37 protein-coding genes are annotated in these 26,237 nt (G+C 45.4%); 5 read left to right on the forward strand and 32 right to left on the reverse strand.

The genetic code is table 11. The features are described from left to right. Positions 1-12: 12 nt before the first annotated feature. Positions 13-381 (forward strand): endonuclease domain-containing protein, encoded by a 369-nt coding sequence (locus DB398_RS07350; protein WP_108423743.1) that lies wholly within the window; start codon positions 13-15, stop codon positions 379-381. Between the two features lie 66 nt (positions 382-447). Here the strand turns inward: DB398_RS07350 and argS are convergent, their stop codons facing one another. Continuing rightward, entirely contained in the window at positions 448-2,226 is a 1,779-nt protein-coding gene (gene argS, locus DB398_RS07355; protein ID WP_108423744.1) for an arginine--tRNA ligase, read from the reverse strand. A gap of 104 nt (positions 2,227-2,330) precedes the next feature. Here argS and DB398_RS07360 point away from each other — a divergent pair, with 104 nt between their 5' ends. From DB398_RS07360 to DB398_RS07370, 3 genes are all read left to right on the forward strand, one after another. Next, the gene (locus DB398_RS07360) at positions 2,331-2,684 is read left to right on the forward strand and encodes a bleomycin resistance protein (protein WP_159076346.1); all 354 of its coding nucleotides are present in this window, start codon (positions 2,331-2,333) and stop codon (positions 2,682-2,684) included. A 2-nt stretch (positions 2,685-2,686) separates the two neighbouring features. Then, a complete protein-coding gene (locus tag DB398_RS07365; protein WP_108423746.1) occupies positions 2,687-3,112 on the forward strand; it encodes a hypothetical protein in 426 nt (141 codons plus the stop codon). A 413-nt stretch (positions 3,113-3,525) separates the two neighbouring features. Continuing rightward, the gene (locus tag DB398_RS07370) at positions 3,526-5,031 is read left to right on the forward strand and encodes a peptidase associated/transthyretin-like domain-containing protein (protein ID WP_108423747.1); all 1,506 of its coding nucleotides are present in this window, start codon (positions 3,526-3,528) and stop codon (positions 5,029-5,031) included. Here DB398_RS07370 and DB398_RS07375 read toward each other — a convergent pair. From DB398_RS07375 to DB398_RS07395, 5 genes are all read right to left on the reverse strand, one after another. Beyond that, positions 5,009-5,422, reverse strand: a complete 414-nt coding sequence (locus DB398_RS07375; RefSeq protein ID WP_108423748.1) for a hypothetical protein — start codon at positions 5,420-5,422, stop codon at positions 5,009-5,011. The two genes, DB398_RS07370 and DB398_RS07375, sit on opposite strands and share 23 nt — an antisense overlap. 322 nt (positions 5,423-5,744) lie before the next feature. After that, on the reverse strand, positions 5,745-6,383 hold the full coding sequence (locus DB398_RS07380) for a Pr6Pr family membrane protein (RefSeq protein ID WP_108423749.1): 639 nt from the start codon (positions 6,381-6,383) through the stop codon (positions 5,745-5,747). Positions 6,384-6,531: 148 nt separating this feature from the next. Then, the gene (locus DB398_RS07385; RefSeq protein WP_108423750.1) at positions 6,532-7,095 is read right to left on the reverse strand and encodes a hypothetical protein; all 564 of its coding nucleotides are present in this window, start codon (positions 7,093-7,095) and stop codon (positions 6,532-6,534) included. A 167-nt stretch (positions 7,096-7,262) separates the two neighbouring features. Next, positions 7,263-8,186 (reverse strand): citrulline utilization hydrolase CtlX, encoded by a 924-nt coding sequence (gene ctlX, locus DB398_RS07390; RefSeq protein WP_108423856.1) that lies wholly within the window; start codon positions 8,184-8,186, stop codon positions 7,263-7,265. 79 nt (positions 8,187-8,265) lie between these two features. After that, complete coding sequence (locus DB398_RS07395) at positions 8,266-9,192, reverse strand: dimethylarginine dimethylaminohydrolase family protein (RefSeq protein ID WP_108423751.1); 927 nt, start codon at positions 9,190-9,192, stop codon at positions 8,266-8,268. 264 nt (positions 9,193-9,456) lie between these two features. On the opposite strand from DB398_RS07395, the gene DB398_RS07400 reads away from it, so the two are divergent. Then, positions 9,457-9,906, forward strand: a complete 450-nt coding sequence (locus tag DB398_RS07400; protein ID WP_108423752.1) for a hypothetical protein — start codon at positions 9,457-9,459, stop codon at positions 9,904-9,906. Positions 9,907-9,958: 52 nt separating this feature from the next. On the opposite strand, the gene DB398_RS07405 is transcribed toward DB398_RS07400, so the two are convergent. The 26 genes from DB398_RS07405 to rplP all read right to left on the reverse strand — a co-directional run bounded on the left by DB398_RS07405 (position 9,959) and on the right by rplP (position 26,227). Then, a complete protein-coding gene (locus DB398_RS07405) occupies positions 9,959-11,242 on the reverse strand; it encodes a citrate synthase (protein WP_108423753.1) in 1,284 nt (427 codons plus the stop codon). A 122-nt stretch (positions 11,243-11,364) separates the two neighbouring features. Beyond that, on the reverse strand, positions 11,365-12,903 hold the full coding sequence (locus tag DB398_RS07410) for a glycogen synthase (RefSeq protein ID WP_108423754.1): 1,539 nt from the start codon (positions 12,901-12,903) through the stop codon (positions 11,365-11,367). Between the two features lie 118 nt (positions 12,904-13,021). Continuing rightward, complete coding sequence (gene eno, locus DB398_RS07415; protein WP_108423755.1) at positions 13,022-14,314, reverse strand: phosphopyruvate hydratase; 1,293 nt, start codon at positions 14,312-14,314, stop codon at positions 13,022-13,024. A gap of 118 nt (positions 14,315-14,432) precedes the next feature. Beyond that, positions 14,433-15,545, reverse strand: coding sequence for a glutamine-hydrolyzing carbamoyl-phosphate synthase small subunit (carA, locus tag DB398_RS07420; RefSeq protein WP_108423756.1), 1,113 nt, complete (start codon positions 15,543-15,545; stop codon positions 14,433-14,435). 104 nt (positions 15,546-15,649) lie between these two features. Continuing rightward, the gene (locus tag DB398_RS07425) at positions 15,650-16,378 is read right to left on the reverse strand and encodes a hypothetical protein (RefSeq protein WP_108423757.1); all 729 of its coding nucleotides are present in this window, start codon (positions 16,376-16,378) and stop codon (positions 15,650-15,652) included. A 25-nt stretch (positions 16,379-16,403) separates the two neighbouring features. Continuing rightward, positions 16,404-16,904, reverse strand: coding sequence for a 50S ribosomal protein L17 (gene rplQ, locus DB398_RS07430; RefSeq protein WP_108423758.1), 501 nt, complete (start codon positions 16,902-16,904; stop codon positions 16,404-16,406). Between the two features lie 62 nt (positions 16,905-16,966). Continuing rightward, on the reverse strand, positions 16,967-17,959 hold the full coding sequence (locus DB398_RS07435; protein ID WP_108423759.1) for a DNA-directed RNA polymerase subunit alpha: 993 nt from the start codon (positions 17,957-17,959) through the stop codon (positions 16,967-16,969). 21 nt (positions 17,960-17,980) lie between these two features. Continuing rightward, positions 17,981-18,586 carry a 30S ribosomal protein S4 gene (rpsD, locus tag DB398_RS07440; RefSeq protein ID WP_108423760.1) on the reverse strand — a complete coding sequence of 202 codons (606 nt, stop codon included), beginning with the start codon at positions 18,584-18,586 and terminating at the stop codon, positions 17,981-17,983. A 104-nt stretch (positions 18,587-18,690) separates the two neighbouring features. Further along, a complete protein-coding gene (gene rpsK, locus DB398_RS07445) occupies positions 18,691-19,086 on the reverse strand; it encodes a 30S ribosomal protein S11 (RefSeq protein WP_108423761.1) in 396 nt (131 codons plus the stop codon). Positions 19,087-19,187: 101 nt separating this feature from the next. Next, complete coding sequence (gene rpsM / locus DB398_RS07450) at positions 19,188-19,562, reverse strand: 30S ribosomal protein S13 (protein ID WP_072881268.1); 375 nt, start codon at positions 19,560-19,562, stop codon at positions 19,188-19,190. Positions 19,563-19,564: 2 nt separating this feature from the next. Continuing rightward, complete coding sequence (gene ykgO / locus DB398_RS07455; protein ID WP_014166264.1) at positions 19,565-19,681, reverse strand: type B 50S ribosomal protein L36; 117 nt, start codon at positions 19,679-19,681, stop codon at positions 19,565-19,567. 5 nt (positions 19,682-19,686) lie between these two features. Next, positions 19,687-19,902, reverse strand: coding sequence for a translation initiation factor IF-1 (infA, locus tag DB398_RS07460; protein WP_008239515.1), 216 nt, complete (start codon positions 19,900-19,902; stop codon positions 19,687-19,689). 4 nt (positions 19,903-19,906) lie between these two features. Next, positions 19,907-21,250, reverse strand: a complete 1,344-nt coding sequence (gene secY / locus DB398_RS07465; RefSeq protein ID WP_108423762.1) for a preprotein translocase subunit SecY — start codon at positions 21,248-21,250, stop codon at positions 19,907-19,909. Positions 21,251-21,261: 11 nt separating this feature from the next. After that, complete coding sequence (rplO, locus tag DB398_RS07470; protein ID WP_108423763.1) at positions 21,262-21,714, reverse strand: 50S ribosomal protein L15; 453 nt, start codon at positions 21,712-21,714, stop codon at positions 21,262-21,264. 14 nt (positions 21,715-21,728) lie between these two features. Further along, entirely contained in the window at positions 21,729-21,908 is a 180-nt protein-coding gene (gene rpmD / locus DB398_RS07475) for a 50S ribosomal protein L30 (protein WP_072881262.1), read from the reverse strand. 13 nt (positions 21,909-21,921) lie between these two features. After that, positions 21,922-22,446 (reverse strand): 30S ribosomal protein S5, encoded by a 525-nt coding sequence (gene rpsE, locus DB398_RS07480; protein ID WP_072881260.1) that lies wholly within the window; start codon positions 22,444-22,446, stop codon positions 21,922-21,924. An 8-nt stretch (positions 22,447-22,454) separates the two neighbouring features. Then, positions 22,455-22,808, reverse strand: a complete 354-nt coding sequence (gene rplR / locus DB398_RS07485) for a 50S ribosomal protein L18 (RefSeq protein ID WP_108423764.1) — start codon at positions 22,806-22,808, stop codon at positions 22,455-22,457. A gap of 12 nt (positions 22,809-22,820) precedes the next feature. Beyond that, the gene (rplF, locus tag DB398_RS07490; protein WP_108423765.1) at positions 22,821-23,363 is read right to left on the reverse strand and encodes a 50S ribosomal protein L6; all 543 of its coding nucleotides are present in this window, start codon (positions 23,361-23,363) and stop codon (positions 22,821-22,823) included. A gap of 19 nt (positions 23,364-23,382) precedes the next feature. Then, entirely contained in the window at positions 23,383-23,781 is a 399-nt protein-coding gene (rpsH, locus tag DB398_RS07495; RefSeq protein ID WP_108423766.1) for a 30S ribosomal protein S8, read from the reverse strand. A gap of 18 nt (positions 23,782-23,799) precedes the next feature. Continuing rightward, a complete protein-coding gene (gene rpsN / locus DB398_RS07500) occupies positions 23,800-24,069 on the reverse strand; it encodes a 30S ribosomal protein S14 (protein ID WP_108423767.1) in 270 nt (89 codons plus the stop codon). 1 nt (position 24,070) lies between these two features. Beyond that, a complete protein-coding gene (rplE, locus tag DB398_RS07505) occupies positions 24,071-24,622 on the reverse strand; it encodes a 50S ribosomal protein L5 (protein WP_072881249.1) in 552 nt (183 codons plus the stop codon). Positions 24,623-24,624: 2 nt separating this feature from the next. Further along, complete coding sequence (gene rplX, locus DB398_RS07510) at positions 24,625-24,936, reverse strand: 50S ribosomal protein L24 (RefSeq protein WP_072881247.1); 312 nt, start codon at positions 24,934-24,936, stop codon at positions 24,625-24,627. A gap of 16 nt (positions 24,937-24,952) precedes the next feature. Continuing rightward, positions 24,953-25,321 (reverse strand): 50S ribosomal protein L14, encoded by a 369-nt coding sequence (gene rplN / locus DB398_RS07515; protein ID WP_072881245.1) that lies wholly within the window; start codon positions 25,319-25,321, stop codon positions 24,953-24,955. A gap of 2 nt (positions 25,322-25,323) precedes the next feature. Beyond that, a complete protein-coding gene (gene rpsQ / locus DB398_RS07520) occupies positions 25,324-25,581 on the reverse strand; it encodes a 30S ribosomal protein S17 (RefSeq protein WP_014032003.1) in 258 nt (85 codons plus the stop codon). Between the two features lie 13 nt (positions 25,582-25,594). Next, positions 25,595-25,786, reverse strand: a complete 192-nt coding sequence (rpmC, locus tag DB398_RS07525; RefSeq protein WP_072881243.1) for a 50S ribosomal protein L29 — start codon at positions 25,784-25,786, stop codon at positions 25,595-25,597. A 21-nt stretch (positions 25,787-25,807) separates the two neighbouring features. Next, entirely contained in the window at positions 25,808-26,227 is a 420-nt protein-coding gene (gene rplP, locus DB398_RS07530) for a 50S ribosomal protein L16 (RefSeq protein WP_108423768.1), read from the reverse strand. Between the last annotated feature and the right edge of the window lie 10 nt (positions 26,228-26,237).

The raw sequence follows: 26,237 nt of genomic DNA on the forward strand, positions 1-26,237 counted from the left end.
TAATTGAGATTGATGAAAAAAAGAATCCACAACCGGAAGGAACTCATCCAATTCCGAAAAAAATTAAGGAACAACGCCACTCCTGCTGAAGCATTCCTTTGGAGACACCTAAAGGCCAAAAAGTTATGTGGCAGACGTTTCAATAGGCAACATAGCATCAAAAACTACATTGTTGACTTCTATTGTGCAGCGGAAAAACTTGTCATTGAATTGGATGGGGCTGTCCATCAGTCGCCCAAAGCCCAAGAATATGACAAAAAGCGCACTGAAATTCTAAATGAACTGGGATATACCGTAATTCGGTTTGAGAACAAAATGGTATTTGAAAACTTGGAATCGGTACTCTCGGAAATTTCGGAACATTTTAAACAAACTCCATGAGCCTCTCCCTTTTTCAAAAAAGGGAGGTGTCCGTTGACTATTCGTCAATGGACGGAGGGATGTATGCTACATCCGCTCCGGCACATCGATGCCCAAAAGCAGGAACGCCGATTTGATCACTTCCCCCACTTTTTGGGACAACAACACCCTAAGCTGTTTCTTCTGCCCGTCGGGTTCGCCCAAAATGGACACCTGTTGGTAGAACGAGTTGAATTCCTTCACCAGATCATAGGTATAATTGGCGATAAGCGCCGGACTATAGTTTTCCGCAGCCAACTGTACCGTTTCCGGGAACAGTTGCACCTGCTTCAACAGCTCCTTTTCCTTTTCGTGGAGAACCAGTGAAGTCTCGACTGCGCTCGACCTGACATTGTCCGCCTTTCGGAGGATGGATTGGATCCTTGCATAGGTATATTGGATAAACGGCCCGGTATTGCCTTGAAAATCCACCGATTCCTCTGGGTTGAACAAAATCCGCTTTTTGGGGTCCACTTTTAGAATGTAGTATTTGAGGGCGCCAAGACCAATGGTGCGGTAGAGCTCCTTTTTTTCGGCATCGGAATAACCGTCCAATTTGCCCAGTTCCTCGGAAATGGCCTCGGCAGTATCCTCCATGCTCTGGATGAGGTCATCCGCATCCACAACGGTGCCTTCCCTACTCTTCATCTTACCGCTGGGCAGGTCCACCATGCCATAACTGAGGTGGTACAACTGTTCGGCCCAGGTGTAGCCCAATTTTTTCAGGATGAGGAACAGCACCTTGAAATGGTAGTCCTGTTCGTTCCCCACCGTATAGACCATTCCGTTGATGTCGGGAAAATCCGTCACCCGTTGGATGGCCGTACCGATATCTTGCGTCATATAGACCGCTGTACCATCGGAGCGCAGCACGATTTTTTCATCCAGGCCGTCCTCGGTAAGATCGATCCACACACTGCCGTCTTCTTTTTTAAAGAAGACCCCTTTTTCCAGACCGTCCTTGACCACATCACGACCCAACAGATAGGTATCACTTTCGTAGTACAATTGATCAAAGTCCACCCCAAGATTTTTATAGGTGATGTCAAAGCCTGCATATACCCAAGTATTCATCTTTTTCCAAAGGGCCACCACCGCTTCATCACCGGCCTCCCATTTGCGGAGCATTTCTTGGGCCTCCAACAAAATAGGGGCTTCCCGTTCCGCTTTTTCCTTCTCTGTTCCGGCAGCGATCAGTTCACCGACCTGCTCCTTGTAGGCCTTGTCAAACGCCACATAATATTTTCCCACCAAATGATCGCCCTTCAAGCCAGAGGATTCCGGGGTCTCCCCTTCTCCAAACTTCTGCCAAGCCAACATGCTCTTGCAGATGTGGATGCCCCTATCGTTGATGATCTGCGTCTTGTACACTTTGTTGCCCGATGCCTTTAAAATTTCGGCTACGGAATAGCCCAAAAGGTTGTTTCGAACATGCCCCAAATGCAGCGGCTTGTTGGTGTTGGGCGAAGAATATTCCACCATGATGGCATCATTGGACGTTGATTTCACGTATCCAAAATCCGCCTCATCTTTGATGGTGTTGAAAAAATTGAGGTAATAGCTGTCCGCGATCACAATGTTCAAAAAGCCCTGAACCACGTTGCACTTGGTCACCTCAGCCACATGTTCCTGAAGATAGTCCCCGATCTGGGCTGCAATCTGGGCCGGATTGCCCTTCACATAGCGCAACATGGGAAACACCACCACCGTGATGTCCCCTTCAAAATCCTTTCGGGTCGGTTGAAATTCCACCGAAGGCAGCTCAACTTGGTACAGTTGTTTTACCGCCTCGATCACTTTTTGGGTCAAATCGTTCTGTAAACTCATCTCATAGGCTTTCAGCCCGCAAAACTACATATTTTTTGCCCTTTTATGGCAATTCGGAGCAGTGTTGCCCCGATAGAAACCGTAATTTTATGCAAAACTCCCATATGGAACATTTACAACGTGCCGTGCCGGTACTCTTTGCCCTCAACGTTCGGAAAGCGGTCACTTTTTATCGTGAAAAATTTGGATTCGACAAACAAGGCTGGGTCGATGACCACTACGCCGTGATCGGTAGGGATAAGATTGAGCTCCATATTGCCAAATGCAATGACAAGATTTTTCCCGAGAACACCAGTTGCTATATCCATGTGGAAGGTGTGGACGAACTCTATGCGGAACTGAAAGAAACCGGGGTGGTCCACCCCAATGGCCCCTTGGGCGACAAACCATGGGGACTTCGTGAATTTTCGGCCCTGGACGGCGATGGCAATCTACTACGGTTCGGACAAAAATTGTGACCATGCTCCTGAACGTTTCCTATTCCGACAAGAACATCACCCAAAAAATAGACGAGGCCGTGGGCAAGCCCTTAACGCTAAAGGAACGTTTTGCCCTGGGCGGCATCGGTTCCCCAAAACTCCATATTACCCAGGCCAGTATGGAGATCAACAACCTGCTCCTTTTGGACAACAACCTCAACACCTGCAACATCGAGATCAGGCCCAAGGGCATCATCGTGCGGTTCCGTTCCCTGTTGGAGACCTACGGCCTCATCATCCCCTACTACAAATTGAACCTGTTCAAGGGGGATTTGGCGATCCATTCCATACACGTGGACAAGCATTTCATCAAGGTACGGTCGGACACAAAGGCCGTCCAAAAGTTTTTCAAAAAACTGCTGGATCATCGGACGGACAATTTGCCACCCTCTATCGATGATCTTTGAAGTATGCTGTCGGACTGAGCGTGGTCGAAATCTAGACAACGGACGAAGTACGAAGGTGGAAGTACAAACCAAACACTTTTGGAACACTCCACCAACCCATAGATTTCTCACATGCGTTCGAAATGACAGATGACTTTTACTGTCAGACTGAGCGCAGTCGAAGTCCATGTAAAAGAAGTACCCAAAAGCATTTCTAGACTGCTCCTTTGACTGCCCCTTCGACTGCGCTCAGGGTGACAGTTCAGGATGACATCTCGAAATGACAGATGGGCTATCAAGGAAAATTGTGTCAAAATCAACATCAGAAATAACAATCCTTTAAAACGCTTTGTTACAAAATTCGGCTAAGTTCGTCATATGACCGAAGCAACCTTGGCCGCTCCAATGGCGTCTTTATAGTAAAACACAAAACCATGGCATTCCACAAGATCCTGACCCTCTGTTCCCTTTTCATGTTGATGGCCCCTTCCCTCAGCGCCCAGACCATCAGTTCCCGTTTGGTGGATTCCAAGACCAAAAAGGGCATCCCCTACGCCACCGTGCAATATGGCGAACACCAAGGTGTGATCACCAACGACGAGGGCCGTTTCAGTTTTGTGCTGGAAGCCGGCACCATTCTACCCGACTCCATCCACATCTCCTCCATGGGGTACGAGAAAAAAGGTTTTGCCCCACAACAACTTCAGGACAGTGTGGTGATGCTCATCCCCAAGGCCATCGAGCTCAGCGGCGTGTACCTGTTTGACAAGGAACTGGAGGTGGACGACATCATCGAGAAAATGAAGGAACGCCTGCCCCAGAACATCAACAACGACCCCGTGAAACAACGGTTTTTCCTGCGGCGGTCCGAGTTCGCCACCATCACCAAGGTGGATTTCGGGTTTGAAAAGTCCACCATCAAGGAACTGGACAAGGAACTCATGGACAGCATTGCCCGCTCCGTGCCCAAAAATGCCCATCACTATACGGAGAGCCTGGGCGACCTCTACAAAAAGGGAACGGACTACAAACTGGCCATCGTCAAGGCCGCCGACCTGTACGACAAGAACAATGTGGGTTCTTTTGAGGACCTCGGCAAGCGCATGGAGGACATTTTCAAAAAGAACATCAAGCCGGATTCCTACCTGAAGATCAAGTCGGGTATTTTTAGCCAAAAAGTGCAGGTGGATTCCATTTTGGACGAAATGGACGAAGAACAGGCGCAGGAAGTGAAGCAGCGCATCCAAAAGGACAGCACTTCGGGGCTGTTGGACTCGCAGCGGCATACCATCAAGGACCTACTCGCGGAACTCTACTACCGGGAGGACAGCAAGCTGGACCTTATTGAAAAAACGAACCGCTACGACTTCAAACTGGCCGGCTATGCCGATATTGATGGTATGGGGGTGTATGTGGTGGACTTTTTCCCCAAGCGCAGCAGTGCCGATTTCAAGGGGCGGCTCTACATCAACATCGAGGATTTTGCCGTGATGCGGATGGATTTTGAGAACACCGACCGCCTGCGCAACTTCCGGTTGCTGGGCATTACCTACCGCGAGGTGCTCTACAAGGGTACGGCCCGCTTTGCCCAACTCCCCAATGGCCGGTACGACCTCAAGTTTATGGACCTTACCTTGGGGAACTACTTTGCTGTGGACCGTCCGCTGAAGGTGGTGGAAAAGAACAAACACGTAAAGGGCCGCCGCAAGCAGAACGAACTGGAGCTGAACATCGATTTTCGGATGAGCCCTACCGAAAAGTGGGAACTGGTGGTGTTTGGGCAGGACCTCGTGGACGAGCCGCAGTTTGCCAACTTCAAGGAGGACAAGACCGTGCGGGCCACCTATATGCCGCGCTACGACCCCGAGTTTTGGCAAGGCCACACCATCATGGAACCCAACCAGGCGATTAGGGGGTTTACCGTTGAGGAGGAGGATTAGTCCCTTTTGTTGGAATAGATACTACCTCTGTCGTTTCCATGTTGTAATAATATACCGCAATTCCTATGCTTACAAATATAATTTGAAGGAACAAAGAACCCAGTTCGACATTATCTCCTATGGTGAGATAAATAATTTTACTCAACAATGAAAACCCTGACCCAACCATTAATAGCATTGACCATATATTGATGGCCGATTTAGCATATTTATCTTTGGTGAGGACCAACACCAATACTGTTGCTTGAACAGCAAAAGGGAGCAGGGAAATATAACTTAAAGCAAAAATCGCATTAAATAGATTTACCGTCATCAAAATACCCAAAGCTGCCACTACTAATGCTTGGAAAGTTTGGTTATTAAAAACCGTTTTTTCTTGAATACTTGTCATATCCGACATTTAAAGTTGTCAATATAACCCTTTTCTTGTTTACCCAAAAGGCAGTAATAGTCCATTCATCCGATAGCTTATAATTTTGATTTTGTGCATGTTCGTATCAATCCATAAAACGAAGCACAAATCAATTTTACCTTGGCAAGCGGTCTCGATACATTCCAAACCCATTTGGAACACTCGACCTGACAACTACTTGCGGTATTGATAATTGGTTATTGTAAATTGTTCATTGCGATTTCCTTTACACCCCTAAAGTCCCCTTCCTTCGGCAGGCAGGCCTCAAGGGGACAATTCCTGGCAACCTATTGGAAATTGTTTATTGATCATTGGAAATTGTCCCCCTTCTGGGCTGCATCAATTTGCCCAAATAGAAAAGGGCGACCATGACCAACACCATCAAAGCACATACCACCGCAATGTTGAGCAAGGTGGGTGCCAGCCCCAATACTCCCACGTTCAGGAACGGATACGGGTAAAAACTGGAGAAATGCCCACGCACCATCACGAACAGCACATACCCTAAAGGGTATAGCAACCATCGGAAAAGCGGTTTCCACCCAACGGGCGTCCGCGCATGGAACATGACCCAGTAGATGTACACCAATACGGGGATGATGGTATGGAGCAGTTCGTCCACCACCATTTGCAATCCCGTGGGGTTCCAGAGTTTTCGCAGCACCACTTGGTATACCAGACCCACCACAATGATGAAGGCCGTGAGGGCCATCGGGGTTGCCTTTCCATGGAGCAGGGCCAATCGTTTTTGGTCTGCCCCAAATATTTTGATGGTAAAGAAAAGGGCCACCAAAGCGTTTGTCAAAATGGTGAAATAGCTGAAAAAGCGCACCAGGCTCTCGGCAACGCTCACTTCACGGTTTTGGAGCATCAGGTAGAGTTGGGCCATCACGGCGAACCAGCCCAAACAGAGCCCCAAGATCTCAAAATTTCTTCGCAAGGTCGGTTTTTGAACGTGAAGTTACAGATTTTTGGGGTTTTGTCAGGTAGCAAAAGCCTTTGGATAATTGATAGGCTTCAACTCATTTTGAGTTATAAATCTCAACAGAACGCTTTGGTTCACCAATATACTCCTTTTCAGGACCCCGTCAAAAACCCCTTAAATAAGTTATTACCGTTTGTCCAATAAATGGAGGTTTCAATACTTCAAAATCACCAATTGGAAATGCGATTTGATTTCCGTATTCTGATTTATCAGTATCATTTTTACATATATAAAGTCTACTTCTTATTGTTGAGATGTATGTTATAATCCTTACATGGCTCAATTTTTCATAATCAGATGAGTAACTATTCCCTACCAAGACCCTTTTTTCTTTTATCAAATTCCTTAGTTCTGCTAGATATCCATCATAATCAGGGATATTTTTTATTGGAAGAGAGATACTGTCCAAACAATACGTTTCCAATTGGCTACCATATGTGGATTCACTGTCCAAGTAAATTACAAATGGGTCATTTAGAAACTCATCTTCACCTGTATTCTCATTTTTTACAAGCTCAGCAGCCCAATACTTTGTTTTAATTTCTTTAGGTTCTGAAAACGTATCAGTTTCGTAAGTAAAAATCATCCATTCCTTTTCAGCAGTTTCTTGAGACTGTACATTATTGGTGGTAACAAACAAAAGCAGAAAATATATGCTTCCCCTCATAGTCAATACATTTTAATGTTCTAAAAAGAAGGGGAGCTTTTGATTAACCATTACAATATAAGTCTTTTATTAGAAAGCTTCCAATGAATAAACAGAGATAAATATGCGACAAAAAAGATACTTCAGGTCAATCACCATAATACATGTATCCCAAATATTCTTTTAACCTAGGATATCGTGAGACCCGATAAGTTTGGCAAAAACACTTCGGCCATCATACAACGGGCACTCCCGCCCCCGCAAGTCTCGATGGTGTCCAACGGACAGTGGATGATACCGCAATGCTTTTCCATGGCAGCGATCTGATCCTTCCGCAAACTATTGTAGGCCGCGGAACTCATCACCAGGTAACGTTGGTCGTCCGCACCTATAACTTGGAGCATGTTGCCCGCAAAGTGGTACATCTGGTCCACGGTAATGTCAATGATTTCCTTCCCGTCCTTTTTGAGGTGGTCCACCACGTTCTTGCGTTCTTTTTTATCGTCAATGGTGGCCAAACAGATCACGGCAAACGTCTCCGCCATGGCCATCATCACATTGGTGTGGTAAATGGGCAACCGCTGCCCGTCCACCGTCTGGTTGGCCGTAAAAATGACAGGGAAACAGTCAAAATCCTCACAGAACTCAATAAAAAGCTCCTCGTGCGCGCGCTCGGAAAGGGCGCAATAGGCTTTTTGGTTCACCCGGTCCAGCAGGATGCTGCCCGTACCCTCCAAAAAAACACCTTCCTCTTCCGCAGCGGTATAATCCATCACGTGGTCGATCACAAATCCCTGTTCCTCCAACAAGGCCAAAATATCCTCCCGGCGTTCCTTCCGACGGTTTTCGGCGAACATAGGATAGAGACAGACGGTCCCATCCTCATGAAAGGACACCCAATTGTTCGGAAAGATGGAATCGGGGGTGTCCCGCTCCTTGGTGTCGTCCACGGTGATCACGTTCACCCCATGGTCACGGAGCACCTGTACAAACTGGTCGAATTCCTGTTGGGCCTTGTGGTTGATCTCCGTGTTCCTCACATCCAGGTCTTCCTGGAAATAGTTGTTCACAGCGGTCTGTTCGTTCATCCTGAAATTCACGGGACGGACCATAAGAATGGTATCGGTAATCTGTTTTTTCACTCGTATGCTTTTTTAAATATGTGTAATGGTGGTGATTCTTCGACGGCGCTCAGAATGACATTCGTTCCCTGATCAAGGGCATGGTGCTGCAACGCAAAAGTCCCTCTTGCTTGGCAATCTCGGCATAGGGAATCTCCTCCACGGTCAGCCCCTGATCGCGGAGCCAGTGGTTCAAGCGGGTAAAGTTTTTCTCGGAGACCACCACCTCGGGTGAAATGGAGAACACGTTGCTGAACATCTGGTACATTTCGTCCTTATTGATTTCGAAAATGTTTTCCGGCCCAAAAAAATCCACCAAATACTGGTATTCCTCTTTCACTAAAAACCCATTCTTGTGCAAAATGGCCTTGTCCTTGCCCACGGGCTGAAAACAACAATCCAGATGTAGGGCATTTTCCCTAGGGTCGGTATTGGATTTTCGCAACTCGAAGGATTTCACCGTTTTGTGGGGAAATAGCTCCCGGATATATTCCACGGCTTCTTTATTGGTACGGGCGGTGATATAGCCTGCATAGTCCGGCCCGGTATAGGTTCCGATGAAAATATGATTGTTCCAAGGCATCACGTCCCCACCTTCGATGTGTACTTCCGCCGGAGGCCTGATGATGTTTTCCGAGGCGATCATGTCCAACACTTCGTGGATGGCCTCAAATTCCTGCTCCCGATCCGGCAGTATATTGGCATGAAAAAGCTTATCCTCTATCACAAAAGCTATGTCGCGGGCAAAAATCTGGTTACAATCTTCCAAAACTTCTGGCCGATAGACCTCCACTCCATATTTTTGGAACACTTGGACAAAGGCATCCATTTCACGTACCATATCCTCCTCTTTGGGATATGTGCCTGCCAAGATATGTTCCAACGATTTGGGGTCATAGGCTTCCTCTGGTTTCGGGGTGGGACCACAGCTTTTGGCCGTTCCCAACAGCACCGCCCTTAGTGGAGCCGTCTCATTTTCTATGTGCAATCGTATCATTTTGGTGGACCGTATTGACCGTTGAACGAATACCTTAAAATTTCTAGGGCAAATCTAGTGTTTTACTATTTATTTCCCTCTTACGAAAAAGGAAAAAACATAATAATCCCAATGGTTTACCCCATGCTTAAAAAGGAAAATCAAATTAAGCTAACACAATGTATATCAATTAGTTAATTTTTAATTTTTTGATACACTTTTCTTAAGATAAATGACCCGATACCATTTTTAATAATTACATTTGCTTCAAGATTTTTCCTACAAATGAAGAAAATACTATTATTGGCCTCACTCCTCACAGGTGCCTTTGCCGTGCTTGGGGGTATTGATGCGATTCATGGTGAACGAGGGGTTAATGACACTACTGTCTCCAATGACAGTACGCCAACTAACTATGCTGCAAAGTATAAGGATTGTATAGGTCAGGGAGATTTCCCTGAAAGCTATGTTCCCGATGCCGGTACTGACAATGATTGGGACATGAAAAAGGTGGACAATTCCTTGGCGAAGTACAAAATTTCCATGGAAACAGTGACCAAAAACCTGAACTACATCGATGCGCATAATTTCATCCATCAAGAGTTCCTGCGTTCCAAGGATTATCTCCAAAACAGGGAACTTTCGGAGATACAGAAACACTACCATGAGGAGGTCATGCGGATATGCTATGATACCGACAAGGCACTGAACTTAGGTTCCGCCAGTAGGCTATAACATGCAAAAAGGGCGATAAATCGCCCTTTCTATATAGTGGTTGTCCCAAATCTTACCTTTTTTCCAACGGCACAAAAGACCTTAGGTTTTCGCCGATATATACTTGGCGGGGTCTTCCAATGGGCTCTTTTCGCAATCGCATCTCTCTCCATTGCGCAATCCAACCGGGCAATCTTCCCAGTGCGAACATCACGGTGAACATTTCTGTAGGGATGCCGAGGGCTCGGTAAATGATCCCTGAATAAAAATCGACATTGGGGTACAGTTTTCTGTCCACGAAATAAGGGTCTTCCAGAGCTTCTTTCTCCAGTCCCTTCGCAATGTCAAGAATGGGATCTTGGATGCCCAGATTACCCAGGACATCGTCTGCCGCTTTCTTGATGATCTTGGCCCTTGGGTCAAAATTCTTATAGACTCGGTGCCCGAAGCCCATCAATCGGAACGGGTCGTCCTTGTCCTTGGCCTTCGCCATATATTTTTTGGTATCGCCACCATCAGCTTCGATAGCTTCCAACATTTCCAGAACGGCTTGGTTGGCCCCTCCATGTAGTGGCCCCCAAAGGGCGGAAATACCGGCGGACAACGAAGCGAACAGACCTGCATGTGAAGATCCCACGATACGCACGGTGGATGTGGAGCAGTTCTGCTCGTGGTCTGCGTGCAATATCAGCAACTTGTCCAATGCATCTATGGCAATCGGGTCTTTCTTGTAATCTTGGTTGGGTCTTTTGAACATCATTTTGTGGATGTTCTCCACATATCCCAATGAATCGTCTCCATAATCCAGTGGAAGCCCTTTCTTTTTGCGAAGGGTCCACGCCACCAAAACCGGGAACTTGGCCAGAATGCGCACAATGGAATTGTACATGGCCGTTTCCGAAGATACATCTACGGACGTAGGGTTAAAGGCGACCAAGGCACTGGTCAGGGAGGAAAGCACACCCATGGGATGGGCAGATTTTGGAAACCCGTCCAATATCTTCTTCATCTCCTCATCCACTTGGGATTCCTCTTTAATGTCGTTATGGAATTTTGCCAGCTGCGCCTTGTTGGGCAGCTCTCCAAAAATCAGCAGGTAAGCTACTTCCAAAAAGTCGGCTTTCTCGGCCAATTCTTCAATGGAGTAACCTCGGTACCTCAAAATCCCCTTTTCGCCATCGAGGAAGGTAACAGCACTTTCACAGGATCCCGTGTTCTTGTAACCCGGGTCTATGGTCACCATTCCCGTTTCGGCCCTCAACGCCTTTATATCTATAGCCAATTCATCTTCAGTACCTTTGATTACAGGGAATTCATACCGTTTACCCCCATATTCGAGTATAGCTTTATCCGACATTTATACAATTAAATAGATTAGTAAAAATAGAATGCGGAATTTACGAAAAAGCGGAACCATTAACAATTTACTGTTGTGATTTGTGCTGTTATTAACAATAAAATATCAATGGCAAGAAATCCTCAATTTGTTTTGTAAAGTTGCGTGTAATATTCGTCCACGGACTTTTGCCAAGTGAAGCGCATTTTTTTGGCGGAAGCTTGGATCTTTTTCCATTTGGGCTTGTCGTTTTGGAACACATCCAGTGCCTCGTCCAAGGCTTCCAACATGTTCTTGATCTTCTCATCGTAACTGTCGCCATCGAAACTGAAACCCGTCACCATATGCTCCACGGTGTCCTTCAACCCGCCGGTGTGATGGACAAGGCATGGGTTCCCATTGCGCATGGCCAACATCTGGCTGATGCCGCACGGCTCAAAAAGGCTTGGCATAAAATAAAGGTCGGATTCGAGATACATGGAATCGATCAATTTCTCCGATTGACCGTTGGTAAAGATGAGATTCTTGTGCTCGTAGCTCAGTTTTCTAAAAAGTTCTTCGTACTCGGGCGCCCCGGTTCCGAGGAGTATAAAAATCCCGTCCACTTTTTCCAAACGTTTCAAGATTTCCACAAAGGCTTCCGGGGAACGCATAAAAAAGTAGAATTTCTGTTCCGTCAAACGGGCCACGCTGGACGCAATGAACTTGGGCCTATTCTCCACGTACTCCATGATCTTTTCCCCCGTATGGGCCAGAAAATCGGCCTTGTACTTCTTGGATTCTTCCTGCAGCCATCGAAACAGTGCCTTGACGGTATTGCGGTAGATGTTTCCCTTTTTCTCCTTGTTGATGTTCTTGTAATTGCAGCCGTTCAAAATGCCAAAAAGTCTTCCTTCGGCATCGGCTTTTTGCAGGTCCCGTTCCAGACCTTCCCCCCCTATGAACTCGGGTGGGGAACTGGGCAAAAGCACATCTTCTTTGTAGGACGGGGAAACGGTGTGCACTGCATCCGCGAAGCGGATGCCCACGGCCATGAGGTTGATGCAGTCCCGGTACCTGGGATCCATCAAAGCCCTTTGGTCAATGGCTATGTCGGGAAACCAGTTCCTCACGGACGAATAGTTGTTTTCGAACGGTCGGATACCCTGTATGGCCAAATTGTGGATGCTGTACACGAACCGGATATCCTTCAAGTTGGTGTATTCGGGATGGAATTTTCGCAAGAACAGCAATAGACTGGAGTGCCAATCGTGCAAATGGACCACATCCAAACCCCCGAAAGCCCCCTTTTTGATGGCCTCGGCCACTGCCGTGCAAAAGATGAAATATTTTATGGCATCGGTATAGAAGGGTTCCTCCGGATCGTTGTGATAAATATGCGCAATGTCCCCGGCTTCGATTTCCGGGTGGTGCAGCACATAGTGGAAGATGTTCGGGAATTCCCTCTTCGGTTTTACTTCGTAGAGTTCCGCGGTATAGCCCAGTCCCCTTAGTGAGAAATTGAGCGTGGTCTTGGGCACTCCCCCATGATGGAGCCTTGAATAGGACGGCACAATGACATGCACTCTGTCCCCACGTTCTGAAATCTGTCTTGGAACATCCCTGACCACATCGCCCATGCCTCCTGCTTTGCAGTTTTCCAAGGCATCGTTTTCGGCCGCTACGAAAAGAAAATTCTTCATGAGGGAAAATTTAGATAGTATGTTTAGTTGAATATCAATTTAACCAAAGTTTGTTACTGTAACAAAAAAAAGCCCCTCCAAATTTGGAAGGGCTTTTATATTTAAAAAATCAATCTTTTTATTTGATCTTAAAGGCTTTTTCCTGTGGATAGTAGGCCACACTTCCCAACTCCTCCTCTATTCTGAGCAACTGGTTGTACTTCGCCATACGGTCGCTCCTCGAAGCCGAACCGGTCTTGATCTGACCTGTGTTCAATGCCACTGCGAGGTCCGCGATGGTATTGTCCTCGGTCTCTCCAGATCGGTGTGACATTACTGAGGTGTATCCTGCATTTTTTGCCATGTTCACGGCTGCGATGGTCTCGGTAAGGGTACCTATTTGGTTCACCTTGATCAAGATGGAGTTGGCGATACCATTCTCGATACCTCTGGACAAACGCTCCACATTGGTCACGAACAAATCGTCGCCTACCAATTGTACTTTGTCACCGATTTTTTCGGTCAACAGTTTCCATCCGTCCCAATCGTTCTCATCCATTCCATCTTCAATGGAAATGATGGGGTATTTTGCGCAAAGGTCAGCCAAATATTGTGCCTGTTCGGCAGAGGTCCTCACCATTCCCTTATCGCCTTCAAACTTGGTATAGTCGTATTTTCCGTCCACGTAGAATTCGGCAGAGGCACAATCCAAAGCGATCATGACATCATCTCCTAATTTGTAACCCGCTTTTTCCACAGCTTTTGCGATGGTGTCCAAGGCATCTTCCGTACCTCCGGCCAAGTTTGGTGCAAAACCTCCCTCATCCCCTACAGCGGTGCTCAATCCACGATCGTGCAACACTTTTTTAAGGTTGTGGAAAATCTCGGTACCCATCTGCATGGAATGGCTGAAATCTTTTGCTTTTACGGGCATCACCATAAATTCCTGAAACGCGATGGGCGCATCGGAGTGCGAACCTCCATTGATAATGTTCATCATGGGCACAGGAAGGGTGTTGGCACTTACCCCGCCCACATAGCGGTACAAGGGCATGCCCAACTCGTTCGCGGCCGCTTTGGCCACGGCAAGGGAAACGCCCAAAATAGCATTGGCGCCCAATTTGGATTTGTTGGGTGTGCCGTCCAGTTCGATCATGATCTGGTCTATCTGGTTCTGTTCAAAGACCGAAGTCCCCACCAATTCCTCAGCGATGATGGTATTGACGTTCTTGACGGCATTGGCCACGCCTTTTCCCATAAACGAGCTTCCTCCATCACGCAATTCAACAGCTTCGTGCTCTCCTGTAGAGGCTCCTGATGGCACTGCGGCCCTTCCCAAAATACCATTTTCGGTAACGACATCTACCTCTACTGTAGGATTACCTCTTGAATCTAATATCTGTCTTGCATGAATGTTGATGATAATGCTCATTGTAACGCTTATTAATGTTTTGATTTAATTGGGCTAAGATACAAAAGGAGCGGCTTTTTGATACTATGTAGCCCGCGATAAAACCCTCTTGATAACCTAAAAATAAAATTATAACGATTTAGTTTTTCCCTGTTTTGATCATATCAAAGAACTGATCGAACAAGTAGTCGGCATCGTGTGGTCCAGGGCTTGCCTCAGGGTGGTATTGCACCGAGAAAACGTCCTTGTCCTTCATCCGGATTCCAGCCACGGTCTGATCGTTCAGGTGCACGTGGGTGATCTCCAGCTGTGGGTGTGCCTCGGTCTCTTCCCTGTTCACGGCAAAGCCGTGGTTCTGGGAAGTGATCTCTCCCTTGCCTGTCACCAAGTTCAATATAGGGTGGTTGATCCCCCTGTGCCCATTGTGCATCTTGTAGGTGGACACCCCATTGGCCAAGGCCAGTACTTGATGTCCCAAACAGATACCGAACAAAGGCTTATCGGATTTTATCATTTCCTTGGCGGCTGCAATGGCATCCGTCAATGGTTCTGGGTCACCGGGTCCATTGGATATGAAATAGCCATCGGGGTTCCACGATTTCATTTCCTCAAAAGAAGTGTTGTAAGGGAACACCTTGATATAGGCTCCTCTTTTGGCCAAGTTTCTCAAGATGTTCTTTTTGATCCCGATGTCCAAAGCAGAGATACGATATGTTGAATTTTCGTCCCCGTAATAATAGGGCTCTTTGGTGGAAACCATGGAAGAAAGCTCCAATCCTTCCATACTGGGCACTTGCTTGAGCTCTTCTTTTAAGGCATCGATCTCATCGACCCTTGTGGAAATGAGGGCATTCATGGCCCCATTGTCCCGGATATAGCTTACCAGGGCACGCGTGTCCACATCGGAAATGGCAAAGAGGTTGTTCTTGTCCAAAAATTCCAAAAGGCTGGAATCTGCACTTGGCCTGGAATACTCGTAGCTGAAATTTTTACAGATAAGCCCTGCGATCTTGACGGTTTCGGATTCCACTTCATCTTCATGGGTGCCATAGTTGCCAATGTGGGCATTGGTGGTCACCATTAACTGTCCGAAATAGGAAGGGTCGGTAAAAATTTCCTGGTACCCGGTCATCCCTGTGTTGAAACAGACTTCCCCAACGGCGGTACCTTCCTTTCCCCCAACGGATTTACCATAGAAAATGGTTCCATCGGCCAACAAAATCAATGCGCTTTTCTTTGTGTGATACTTCATGCTGTGTTCTAATTTCTATTATGACAAAAAAACATAAAAAAAAGATAGGCTAGGTGCCTATCTTTTTTTCAATTGTATAAATACTTTAATGTAAACTTCATAGATCAATTATATCTTGAATAAGTGACTATTTTTTGTAAATCATCTTCTTCCTTAACTGAAAGTCCATTACTTTTTATAAACTTTTTGAGGTCTTTTGCTTCACTTTCATCAGCTTCCAACACTTTGACTATTGCATTTGTGGATAGCTTAAGTTCTGTCAACTTCTTTTCGTCTCCCACAAAGTAAAACACCTTGCTCTCTTGAACATACTTGTCTGATGTTTCCTTTACATGTGTCATAGGGTTAACTCTTCCCTCCTTCACACTTGCAGTATATCTTTTCAAGATGCTAAAATTATCGGACTCGGCGATAACCTCATAATAACTGTTCCTACCGAAATCAGGGTCTAAATATCTTTTGAACATTCTATTTTCAATTGAAAACTGTTCTATTATCCCTGGATTAAAAGAATAAATCGAATCTTTTGATACTTGAAGAATAAGCATATCCAACTTTGTATCATAATTGATTTTTTTTGTCTTATAAGTTTTTCCATTCGTTGTGGTAATGGAACCCGTCGTGTTCCATTCAGGAAATAAATATACAGACCCTTTTATTCTTTCATTTGAATAGGAAGTATTCCAAGTCCCTTTTCTCCAAAAATCATTCATTTGCTTTTCCAATACACCTTGTCCATCAATACCTCCAAATTGTCCAAAAGCACAAAAAAAGGATAAGAATGAAAGGAAAGGAAATAAAGCTTTAGTGAAAAATTGTTTGTGAAAAAACATCTTGGATAAATAAACGTCCTAATTTTTACTCTTCAGAATCGTCGGTTTTGGTTTCAGCAACCGGTGCAACCACCTCTGCTTTCTTAGTTCCTCCCCTTCGGCTTCTTCGGGTTGTTTTCTTAGCGGTCTTACCAGCGTTGTATAGCTCGTTGAAGTCCACCAACTCTATCATCGCCATATCAGCGTTGTCACCCAAACGGTTACCCAATTTGATGATACGGGTGTACCCTCCTGGTCTGTCGCCTACTTTCTCGGCCACTGTTCCAAAAAGTTCGGTCACCGCTTCCTTGCTCCTCAAGTTGCTGAAAACGATCCTTCTGTTGTGCGTGCCTTTTTCGGCAGTCTGGTTGTTCTCGGTCTTTGATTTGGTGATCAAAGGCTCAACGAACTGCTTCAAAGCTTTGGCCTTGGCAACAGTGGTGCTGATTCTCTTGTGCTCTATCAAGGAACAAGCCATATTGGCCAACATGGCCTTTCTGTGGGCCGATTTCCTTCCTAGGTGATTGATTTTTTTACCGTGTCTCATGTTTACAGTTTATCATCTTGCTACCAAATCCCATCTTCATAGGGAGAGCAAAATATGATTGATTAATCTTTATCTAATTTGTATTTGCCCAAATCCATTCCAAACTGAAGTCCTTTGTTGATCACCAACTCTTCCAATTCGGTCAAGGATTTTTTACCAAAGTTCCTAAATTTCATTAGGTCGTTCTTGTTGAAGGAAACCAAATCTCCCAAAGTATCCACTTCGGCAGCTTTCAGACAGTTCAATGCCCTTACGGACAGGTCCATGTCCACCAATTTGGTCTTCAACAGTTGACGCATGTGCAATGACTCCTCATCGTAGGTCTCTGTCTGTGCAATCTCATCAGCCTCTAGGGTGATGCGCTCATCGGAGAACAACATAAAGTGGTGGATCAAAACCTTGGCGGCTTCGGTCAATGCATCTTTTGGGTGGATGGAACCATCGGTGATGATCTCAAAAACCAATTTCTCATAATCGGTCTTTTGCTCTACCCTGTAGTTCTCGATGCTATATTTTACGTTCTTAACGGGAGTGTACACAGAATCCACTGCGATGCTACCAAGCGGTGCATTGGATTTCTTGTTCTCCTCGGCAGGAACGTACCCACGTCCTTTTTCGATGACGATCTCCATGTTGATACTCACTTTGGAGCCCATGTTACAGATCACCAAATCAGGATTGAGTACCTGATATCCTGAAATGAATTTCTGGAAATCACCGGCAGTCAATTGTTCTTTTCCGCTCACAGAGATGGAAACGGTCTCGCTCTCAACATCATCAATCTGTCTTTTGAACCTAACTTGTTTTAGGTTCAATATGATTTCGGTTACATCCTCAACAACGCCAGGGACGACAGAAAATTCATGTTCAACTCCATCTATGCGCACAGAAGTGATGGCAAAACCTTCCAAAGAGGAAAGCAAAACCCTTCTCAGCGCGTTCCCAACTGTCAAGCCATAACCAGGTTCCAAAGGGCGGAATTCAAATTTCCCTTCGAAATCTGTTGAATCTATCATTATAACTTTATCGGGCTTCTGAAAATTAAGTAATGCCATAATTGGATTAATGTTGAATTCTTATTTAGAGTATAATTCGACGATCAGCTGCTCCTTGATGTTTTCGGGAATCTGGATTCTTTGTGGAACAGATACGAAAGTACCTTCCTTCTTTTCAGAATTCCAAGTGATCCACTCATAAACGGAACTATTGGCAGCCAATGAATCTACGATGGATTCAACGGATTTTGATTTTTCCCTTACACCTACCACGTCACCTGCTTTCAACTTGTATGAAGGAATGTTCACTACGTCACCGTTTACAGTGATGTGCCTGTGGGAGACCAACTGGCGTGCGCCCCTTCTTGAAGGGGAGATTCCCATCCTGTAGACTACGTTGTCCAAGCGGGATTCGCACAACTGGAGCAATACCTCACCGGTAACTCCTTCTTTTCTCTTGGCCTCTGCAAACAGGTTACGGAACTGACGCTCTAAAATACCGTAGGTATATTTGGCCTTTTGCTTTTCCATCAACTGCACGGCATATTCTGATTTCTTGCCGCGACGTCTGTTGTTCCCGTGTTGTCCTGGAGGGTAATTTTTCTTTTCAAAGGATTTGTCATCCCCGAAAATCGCTTCTCCAAACTTTCTAGCGATCTTTGTTTTTGGTCCTGTGTATCTTGCCATCTTCTTTAATTTGGAAAGCGCGATTATGAATTAAGGCTTATCCTTCGATAATCTAACTGCGCCTTCGGTGAAGACCCTTTTGGGGCCATTATGATTATACTTGATTAAACTCTTCTTCTTTTGGGAGGTCTACAACCGTTGTGTGGTAGTGGGGTCACGTCGATGATCTCGGTAACCTCGATCCCTGAATTGTGGATGGAACGGATAGCGGATTCCCTACCGTTACCTGGTCCTTTTACATATACCTTCACTTTTCTCAATCCAGCTTCGTGGGCTACCTTGGAGCAATCCTCTGCTGCCACCTGAGCGGCATAGGGAGTGTTCTTTTTGGATCCGCGGAAACCCATTTTTCCTGCTGAGGACCAAGAGATCACATCGCCCTTCTTGTTGGTCAGGGAGATGATGATGTTGTTGAAAGATGCTACTACGTGCGCTTCTCCGGTAGATTCTACGATCACCTTGCGCTTTTTGGTAGCTGTTTTTGTATTTGCCTTTGCCATATCTTTTAGTTTCTAGTTGTTAGCTCTTAGTTATTGGAATCCTAGACTTTTACATTTCAAACAGATTCTTCTAACGTCTAAAGACTAATGACTATGTTTTATTATTTAGTTGCTTTTTTCTTGTTGGCAACTGTTTTACGTTTTCCTTTTCTGGTCCTAGAGTTGTTCTTGGTACGTTGTCCCCTAAGTGGCAGTCCAGCTCTGTGACGAATTCCACGGTAACAACCGATGTCCATCAAACGCTTGATGTTCATCTGTGTCTCTGAGCGGAGCTCTCCTTCGATGGTGAAAGTGGAAACGGCATCCCTGATCCTACCGATCTCGTCATCGTTCCAATCGGATACCTTGGTATCCTCACTTACTTGGGCCATCTTCAAAATCTCTTGCGCCCTGCTTTTACCTATTCCAAAAATATAGGTAAGTGAAATAACGCCACGCTTCTGTTTAGGTATATCTACACCTGCAATTCTTGCCATAACTACCCTTGTCTTTGTTTAAATCTAGGATTCTTTTTGTTGATTACGTACAATCTGCCTTTTCTGCGTACTATTATACACTCGGCACTCCTCTTCTTTATTGATGCTCTTACTTTCATCGTAATTAGTATCTATAAGTAATTCTTGCTTTTGTTAAATCGTATGGACTCATTTCCAACTTTACTTTGTCCCCTGGGAGCAATTTGATATAGTGCATCCTCATTTTTCCTGAGATATGCGCTGTAACGACATGCCCGTTTTCCAGTTCTACCCTGAACATTGCGTTTGACAATGCTTCAATGATAGTCCCGTCTTGTTCTATTGCTGACTGCTTTGCCATAGGGTTATGCTACTTTTCTATTTTTTCCGGTTTTCATCAAGCCATCATAATGTCTGTTCAACAAATAGGAATTGACTTGTTGTACCGTATCAATGGCCACACCAACCATGATCAACAGCGATGTTCCACCGTAAAACAGGGCCCAGCCTGCCTGCACATCCATCAACTTGACCACCAATGCGGGCAACACGGCCAACAACGCCAAGAAAATAGATCCTGGCAAGGTGATCAATGACATGATCTTGTCCAAATAATCCCCAGTTTCTTTCCCTGGTCTGATACCGGGTATGAAACCGCCACTTCTTTTTAGGTCATCTGCCATTTTATTGGTAGGCACGGTGATGGCCGTATAGAAATAGGTAAAGATGATGATCAATACAGCGAACAGGATGTTATAGGCCAATCCGAAGATATCTGCGAACTGGACTTCCATCCACTGTCCCACTGCGGTATTGTTGAACGTTCTTCCCAACAAACTTGGTGCGAACATGATCGCCTGGGCGAAAATGATGGGCATTACCCCGGAAGCGTTCAATTTCAATGGGATATACTGTCTAGCTCCCATGATGTTCTTTTCATAACCTCCAGAAGCAGTTCTTCTGGCATATTGTACAGGTATCTGTCTCACGGCCATGACCAATAGTACACTGGCCAAGATTACCAAGAACCATACGATCACCTCTATCAACATGAACATGATACCTCCGGTATTGTTCGTGGTCCTGGAGATGAACTCCTGTACGAAGGATTGTGGCATGGTGGCAATGATACCGACCATGATCAACAGAGAAATACCGTTTCCGATACCTTTGTCCGTGATCTTCTCACCCAACCACATGGCAAACACACATCCGGTCACCAAGATGATTACGGCAGGGATGATGAAATCCAATCCTTTACCCAATACAAAGGCACTGTCCGGCACTCCCAAAGCTCCAAGACCGTACAAATAGGCAGGTGCTTGTACAATACAGATACCGATGGTCAACCAACGTGTAATCTGGTTGATGGTCTTTCTGCCGCTTTCTCCCTCTTTCTGCAATTTTTGCAGATAAGGGATGGCGATTCCCATCAACTGTACCACGATGGATGCAGAAATGTAGGGCATGATCCCCAATGCAAATACGGAAGCATTGGCAAAAGCACCTCCTGTGAAAGCATTAAGAATCCCCAAAATACCCGAATCGGTTTGGGAGGCCAATTGGGCCAATTGGGCAGTATCAATACCGGGAAGCACGACCTGGGCACCAAAACGGTAAACCAACAATAGGCCGAGCGTAAGGATGATGCGCTGTCTCAGCTCATCAATTTTCCAGATATTTGATATGGTCTCGATAAATTTCTTCATGCTATACTTACTTATAAACTTATTGCCTCACCTCCGGCAGCCTCGATGGCAGCTTTTGCGGAAGCACTAAATTTATGTGCGGATACTTTTAGGGACGCTTTCAACTCTCCATTGCCCAAAATCTTGACCAAATCGTTCTTGTGCGCCAATCCGTTCGCGATCAACGTGTCCAATGTAACTTCGTTCTTCACACCGGCATTGTCCGCCAATTCCTGAAGTTTGGCCAAGTTGACTGCTTTGTATTCCTTTCTGTTGATGTTCTTGAAACCAAACTTGGGAACCCTTCTTTGCAAAGGCATCTGACCTCCTTCAAAACCAATTTTCTTGGAATATCCAGATCTAGCTTTGGCTCCTTTGTGTCCACGGGTGGAGGTCCCTCCTTTTCCAGAGCCCTCTCCTCTTCCTACACGTTTTCCTTCTTTGTGAACAGCGCCTTCCGCTGGTTTAAGATTATGTAAATCCATGTGCCGTTATATTTTTAGGCTTCCTCTGTGGAAACCAAGTGTTTTACCTTATTTATCATTCCAAGGATATTAGGCGTTGCATCGTGTTCAACAACATGCCCGATCTTGCGCAGTCCAAGGGCCTCCAAAGTCCTTTTTTGGTTCTGTGGCCTTTTGATGGCGCTCTTTACTTGTTTTACCTTAATCTTTGACATAATATCCTCTTGTTTATCCTTTAAAGACTTTTTCCAAAGAAATGCCTCTTTGTTTTGCCACGGTATCGGCGCTCCTCAATTGCAGTAGGGCATCAAAAGTTGCCTTTACCACGTTGTGGGGATTGGATGAACCTTGTGACTTTGACAATACATCGTGTACACCAACTGCTTCAAGTACGGCCCTAACCGCACCACCGGCGATCACTCCGGTACCATGGGAAGCTGGCTGGATATAAACCTTTGCACCTCCGTACTTCCCTTTTTGTTCGTGGGGAAGTGTGGCTTTGTTCAAAGGAATACGGACCAAGTTCTTTTTGGCGTCCTCGATTGCTTTTGCAATAGCGGTTGCAACTTCTTTAGATTTGCCAAGACCATGTCCAACAACTCCGTTTTCATCACCAACCACAACAATTGCAGAAAAACCGAAGGCCCTACCCCCTTTTGTTACCTTGGTAACCCTTTGTACTCCAACCAAACGGTCTTTCAACTCCAGTCCACCTGGCTTAACAATCTCTACGTTCTTATAATTTTGGTACATAGCTCTTATTAGAATTTTAGTCCTGCTTCCCTAGCTCCTTCAGCCAATGATTTTACTCTTCCGTGGTATAGGTTTCCTCCCCTATCAAAAGACACGGTGTCCACACCAAGCTTAAGGGCTTTTTCGGCAATGGCCTTACCAACGGCAGTGGCCACATCGGATTTTGATCCATTCGCGTCAACACCTTTGTCCCTGGACGATGCAGCTGCAAGGGTAACCCCTTTGTTGTCATCGATCAACTGGACATATATTTCCTTGTTGCTCCTGAAAACGGACAATCTTGGTCTTGTTTCAGTTCCGAAGGATACTTTGCGTATTCTTCTTCGGATGCGTAATTTTCTTTCAGTCTTAGATAATCCCATAGTCTTATATCATTAAGCTGATTTACCTGCTTTTCTTCTTAGTTGCTCACCTACAAACTTGATACCTTTTCCTTTGTAGGGCTCTGGCCTACGGAAACCTCTGATCTTGGCGGCTACTTGCCCTACCAATTGTTTGTCATGAGATGTTAGTTTCACAATGGGGTTCTTTCCTTTTTCGGAGATGGTCTCAATTTGCACCTCTGGAGCGATGTCCATGACGATGTTGTGTGAGAATCCTAGGGCAAGGTCCAATTTCTGTCCTTGGTTGCTGGCCCTATATCCAACCCCAACAAGTTCCAATTGCTTGGTCCATCCTTGAGAAACACCTTTGATCATATTGGCCACAAGAGCTCGGTATAGTCCGTGCTTTGCTTTGTGCTCTTTGGAATCTGATGGTCTTTCCACTACTACGGTTCCATCTTCCAACTTTACATCAACTTCCGAGAAATCCTGGGAAAGTTCTCCCAATTTTCCTTTTACAATCACCACGGCATCCTTCACCTCTACGGTGACGCCATCTGGAACTGTAATTGGATTGTTACCTATTCTTGACATTTTTTTTCTCTTTTCTCTATTAATATACGTAGCACAATACCTCGCCACCAACGTTCTCTTGCTTGGCTTGCTTGCTGGTCATCACTCCATGGGAAGTGGACACGATGGCAATACCCAAACCGTTCAAGACCCTTGGAAGCTCATCAGATGATGCATACTTTCGAAGACCGGGCCTACTCACCCTTTGCAACTTCTTGATGATGGGCTCCTTGGTGGATTTGTCATACTTAAGGGCTATTTTGATGTTCCCTTGTACTTGGTCCTCCTCGAACTTGTAGCTCAAAATATAGCCTTGATCGAACAATATTTTGGTAATCTGTTTCTTAAGATTGGAAGCGGGAATATCCACTACCCTATGACCTGCCTTGCTGGCATTTCTAATTCTGGTCAGATAATCTGAAATTGGATCTGTAAGCATTTCTTTTCTTTGTCTAAATTACCAACTTGCCTTTTTAACACCTGGTATAAGGCCTTGGTTGGCCATTTCCCTGAATGTAACCCTTGATATCCCGAAGGTTCTCATGTATCCCCTTGGTCTTCCGGTCAATTTGCAACGGTTGTGCATACGTACAGGAGATGCATTCTTTGGCAACTTCTGAAGTGCCTCATAATCTCCGGCCTCTTTCAGTGCCTTTCTTTTCTCGGCATACTTCTCAACCATTTTCGCCCTTTTTCTCTCACGGGCTTTCATTGATTCCTTGGCCATACTAGTTCTTTTTAAAGGGTATTCCCAATTGGGTTAACAATGATTTTGCTTCTTTATCAGTATCGGCAGAAGTAACGAAGGTGATATCCATTCCATTGATCCTGTTGATCCTGTCTATATTGATCTCTGGGAAGATGATCTGCTCGGTGATGCCCAAGTTGTAGTTGCCCCTACCATCAAAACCGGTAGCTTTCACTCCTTGGAAATCACGTACCCTTGGAAGGGCTGTGGTGATCAATCTATCCAAAAATTCGTACATGCGCTCTCCCCTTAGGGTCACTTTTGCCCCAATGGGCATTCCTTTTCTCAATTTAAAGGTAGCAACGTCCTTTTTGGAAATGGTGGCAACGGCTTTCTGACCTGTAATGTTGGTCAATTCGTCCACAGCATGGTCTATGAGCTTTTTGTCGGACACAGCGGCACCAACTCCTCGGCTCACAACTATCTTTTCCAACTTTGGAACCTGCATTACGTTCTTGTAACCAAACTCATCGGTCAGCGCTTTGATTACACGCTCCTTGTATTCTTGCTTTAATCTTGGGATGTAACTCATGACTAAATTACTTCATTGGATTTTTTGGAGACTCTTACTTTCTTGCCATCCCTTACTTCATAACCTACCCTTGTGGCTTCGCCAGACTTAGGGTCGATCAAGGAAAGGTTGGAAATGTGTATGGGAGCTTCCTTTTTTGTTATGCCTCCTTGAGGGTTCTTTGCACTTGGCTTTTCGTGTTTGGACACCATATTGATGCCTTCCACGATGGCCTTGTTCTTTTCGCGGTCCACTACGAGCACTTTGCCTTCGCTACCTTTGTGGTCGCCTGCCGTTACTCTTACCGTATCCCCTGTTTTGATTTTCAACTTCATCTCTCTGATATTTCTTTTATAGCACTTCGGGCGCCAATGAAACAATCTTCATGAACTGTCTGTCCCTAAGCTCTCTTGCAACAGGACCAAAAACACGGGTCCCCCTCATCTCGCCAGCAGCGTTCAACAATACACAGGCGTTGTCGTCGAAACGGATGTAAGAGCCGTCTGGTCTTCTTACTTCCTTTTTCGTCCGTACCACAACGGCCGTGGAAACAGAACCTTTCTTTACAGTACCGTTTGGAGTTGCCTCCTTGACGGACACAACAATCTTGTCACCTAGGGAAGCATACCTTCTTTTGGTTCCTCCCAGTACGCGGATGGTCAAAACTTCTTTTGCACCTGTGTTGTCCGCAACCTTTAATCTTGATTCTTGTTGTACCATAATTATTTAGCTCTTTCAAGGATTTCGACCAATCTCCAGCATTTTGTTTTGCTCAATGGTCTTGTTTCCATTATTTTAACGGTGTCACCTTCGTTGCAATCGTTCTTCTCATCGTGGGCTACATACTTCTTGGTCTTCAAAACGAATTTCCCGTACATGGGGTGCTTCACTCGTTTTACCTCAGAAACCACAATAGATTTCTCCATTTTGTTGCTGGTAACAACGCCTATTCTTTCTTTTCTTAAATTTCTGTTTTCCATAAGGCAGAACCAATTATTGTAATTCCCTTTTTGTTAATTCTGTCGCAAGTCTTGCCACCGTCCTTCTCGTCTTTCTGATCTGTAAAGGATTTTCCAAAGGAGTAATGGCATGTGCCATCTTAAGGTCGGCGTGTTGTTTTTTCAACTCGACCAACTTCTCCTTTAGCTCTTCAATTGAAAGTTCTTTTATTTCTGATTGTTTCATCTTTCTTCTCCAATTAAAAAATTAGGCGGAATAATCCCTTGCTACGATAAACTTGGTCTTTACCGGCAACTTTTGTGCCGCTAGCCTCATTGCTTCCTTGGCAACATCCAAAGGAACCCCGGCTACCTCGAACATGATCCTACCTGGCTTCACGATGGCCACCCAGTATTCTGGAGCACCTTTACCCTTACCCATACGAACCTCAAGAGGTTTTTTGGTGATGGGCTTGTCCGGGAATATCTTGATCCACAACTGGCCTTGTCTTTTCATGTACCTAGTTGCAGCAATACGCGCAGCCTCGATTTGACGGGAAGTAATGAAATGCGAATCCATGGATTTGATACCGAACATTCCATTGGAAAGTTGGTGCCCCCTTTGGGATATACCTTTCATACGTCCCTTCTGGGTCTTACGAAATTTTGTTCTTTTTGGCTGTAACATCTTACCTTAC

The organism is Flagellimonas amoyensis (genome assembly GCF_003058265.1).
GTDB classification, from domain to species: Bacteria; Bacteroidota; Bacteroidia; order Flavobacteriales; family Flavobacteriaceae; genus Flagellimonas; species Flagellimonas amoyensis.

Bases quoted from the DNA above. Each gene is read 5' to 3' on its own strand.
- rpsK (WP_108423761.1), bottom strand. From the start codon at position 19,086: ATGGCAAAGGCAAATACAAAAACAGCTACCAAAAAGCGCAAGGTGATC.
- eno (WP_108423755.1), bottom strand. From the start codon at position 14,314: ATGAGCATTATCATCAACATTCATGCAAGACAGATATTAGATTCAAGA.
- rpsM (WP_072881268.1), bottom strand. From the start codon at position 19,562: ATGGCAAGAATTGCAGGTGTAGATATACCTAAACAGAAGCGTGGCGTT.
- rpsN (WP_108423767.1), bottom strand. From the start codon at position 24,069: ATGGCCAAGGAATCAATGAAAGCCCGTGAGAGAAAAAGGGCGAAAATG.
- ykgO (WP_014166264.1), bottom strand. From the start codon at position 19,681: ATGAAAGTAAGAGCATCAATAAAGAAGAGGAGTGCCGAGTGTATAATA.
- rpsE (WP_072881260.1), bottom strand. From the start codon at position 22,446: ATGTACCAAAATTATAAGAACGTAGAGATTGTTAAGCCAGGTGGACTG.
- DB398_RS07350 (WP_108423743.1), top strand. From the start codon at position 13: ATGAAAAAAAGAATCCACAACCGGAAGGAACTCATCCAATTCCGAAAA.
- rplP (WP_108423768.1), bottom strand. From the start codon at position 26,227: ATGTTACAGCCAAAAAGAACAAAATTTCGTAAGACCCAGAAGGGACGT.
- DB398_RS07370 (WP_108423747.1), top strand. From the start codon at position 3,526: ATGGCATTCCACAAGATCCTGACCCTCTGTTCCCTTTTCATGTTGATG.
- secY (WP_108423762.1), bottom strand. From the start codon at position 21,250: ATGAAGAAATTTATCGAGACCATATCAAATATCTGGAAAATTGATGAG.
- DB398_RS07365 (WP_108423746.1), top strand. From the start codon at position 2,687: ATGCTCCTGAACGTTTCCTATTCCGACAAGAACATCACCCAAAAAATA.
- rpsQ (WP_014032003.1), bottom strand. From the start codon at position 25,581: ATGGAAAACAGAAATTTAAGAAAAGAAAGAATAGGCGTTGTTACCAGC.
- DB398_RS07405 (WP_108423753.1), bottom strand. From the start codon at position 11,242: ATGTCGGATAAAGCTATACTCGAATATGGGGGTAAACGGTATGAATTC.
- rpsD (WP_108423760.1), bottom strand. From the start codon at position 18,586: ATGGCAAGATACACAGGACCAAAAACAAAGATCGCTAGAAAGTTTGGA.
- DB398_RS07410 (WP_108423754.1), bottom strand. From the start codon at position 12,903: ATGAAGAATTTTCTTTTCGTAGCGGCCGAAAACGATGCCTTGGAAAAC.
- carA (WP_108423756.1), bottom strand. From the start codon at position 15,545: ATGAAGTATCACACAAAGAAAAGCGCATTGATTTTGTTGGCCGATGGA.
- infA (WP_008239515.1), bottom strand. From the start codon at position 19,902: ATGGCAAAGCAGTCAGCAATAGAACAAGACGGGACTATCATTGAAGCA.
- DB398_RS07385 (WP_108423750.1), bottom strand. From the start codon at position 7,095: ATGAGGGGAAGCATATATTTTCTGCTTTTGTTTGTTACCACCAATAAT.
- rplR (WP_108423764.1), bottom strand. From the start codon at position 22,808: ATGGGATTATCTAAGACTGAAAGAAAATTACGCATCCGAAGAAGAATA.
- DB398_RS07435 (WP_108423759.1), bottom strand. From the start codon at position 17,959: ATGGCATTACTTAATTTTCAGAAGCCCGATAAAGTTATAATGATAGAT.
- rpmC (WP_072881243.1), bottom strand. From the start codon at position 25,786: ATGAAACAATCAGAAATAAAAGAACTTTCAATTGAAGAGCTAAAGGAG.
- DB398_RS07400 (WP_108423752.1), top strand. From the start codon at position 9,457: ATGAAGAAAATACTATTATTGGCCTCACTCCTCACAGGTGCCTTTGCC.
- rplO (WP_108423763.1), bottom strand. From the start codon at position 21,714: ATGGATTTACATAATCTTAAACCAGCGGAAGGCGCTGTTCACAAAGAA.
- rplN (WP_072881245.1), bottom strand. From the start codon at position 25,321: ATGGTACAACAAGAATCAAGATTAAAGGTTGCGGACAACACAGGTGCA.
- rplX (WP_072881247.1), bottom strand. From the start codon at position 24,936: ATGAAGTTGAAAATCAAAACAGGGGATACGGTAAGAGTAACGGCAGGC.
- DB398_RS07425 (WP_108423757.1), bottom strand. From the start codon at position 16,378: ATGTTTTTTCACAAACAATTTTTCACTAAAGCTTTATTTCCTTTCCTT.
- DB398_RS07375 (WP_108423748.1), bottom strand. From the start codon at position 5,422: ATGACAAGTATTCAAGAAAAAACGGTTTTTAATAACCAAACTTTCCAA.
- DB398_RS07360 (WP_159076346.1), top strand. From the start codon at position 2,331: ATGGAACATTTACAACGTGCCGTGCCGGTACTCTTTGCCCTCAACGTT.
- rplQ (WP_108423758.1), bottom strand. From the start codon at position 16,904: ATGAGACACGGTAAAAAAATCAATCACCTAGGAAGGAAATCGGCCCAC.
- ctlX (WP_108423856.1), bottom strand. From the start codon at position 8,186: ATGGTCCGTCCCGTGAATTTCAGGATGAACGAACAGACCGCTGTGAAC.
- rpsH (WP_108423766.1), bottom strand. From the start codon at position 23,781: ATGCTTACAGATCCAATTTCAGATTATCTGACCAGAATTAGAAATGCC.
- rplE (WP_072881249.1), bottom strand. From the start codon at position 24,622: ATGAGTTACATCCCAAGATTAAAGCAAGAATACAAGGAGCGTGTAATC.
- rplF (WP_108423765.1), bottom strand. From the start codon at position 23,363: ATGTCAAGAATAGGTAACAATCCAATTACAGTTCCAGATGGCGTCACC.
- rpmD (WP_072881262.1), bottom strand. From the start codon at position 21,908: ATGTCAAAGATTAAGGTAAAACAAGTAAAGAGCGCCATCAAAAGGCCA.
- argS (WP_108423744.1), bottom strand. From the start codon at position 2,226: ATGAGTTTACAGAACGATTTGACCCAAAAAGTGATCGAGGCGGTAAAA.
- DB398_RS07395 (WP_108423751.1), bottom strand. From the start codon at position 9,192: ATGATACGATTGCACATAGAAAATGAGACGGCTCCACTAAGGGCGGTG.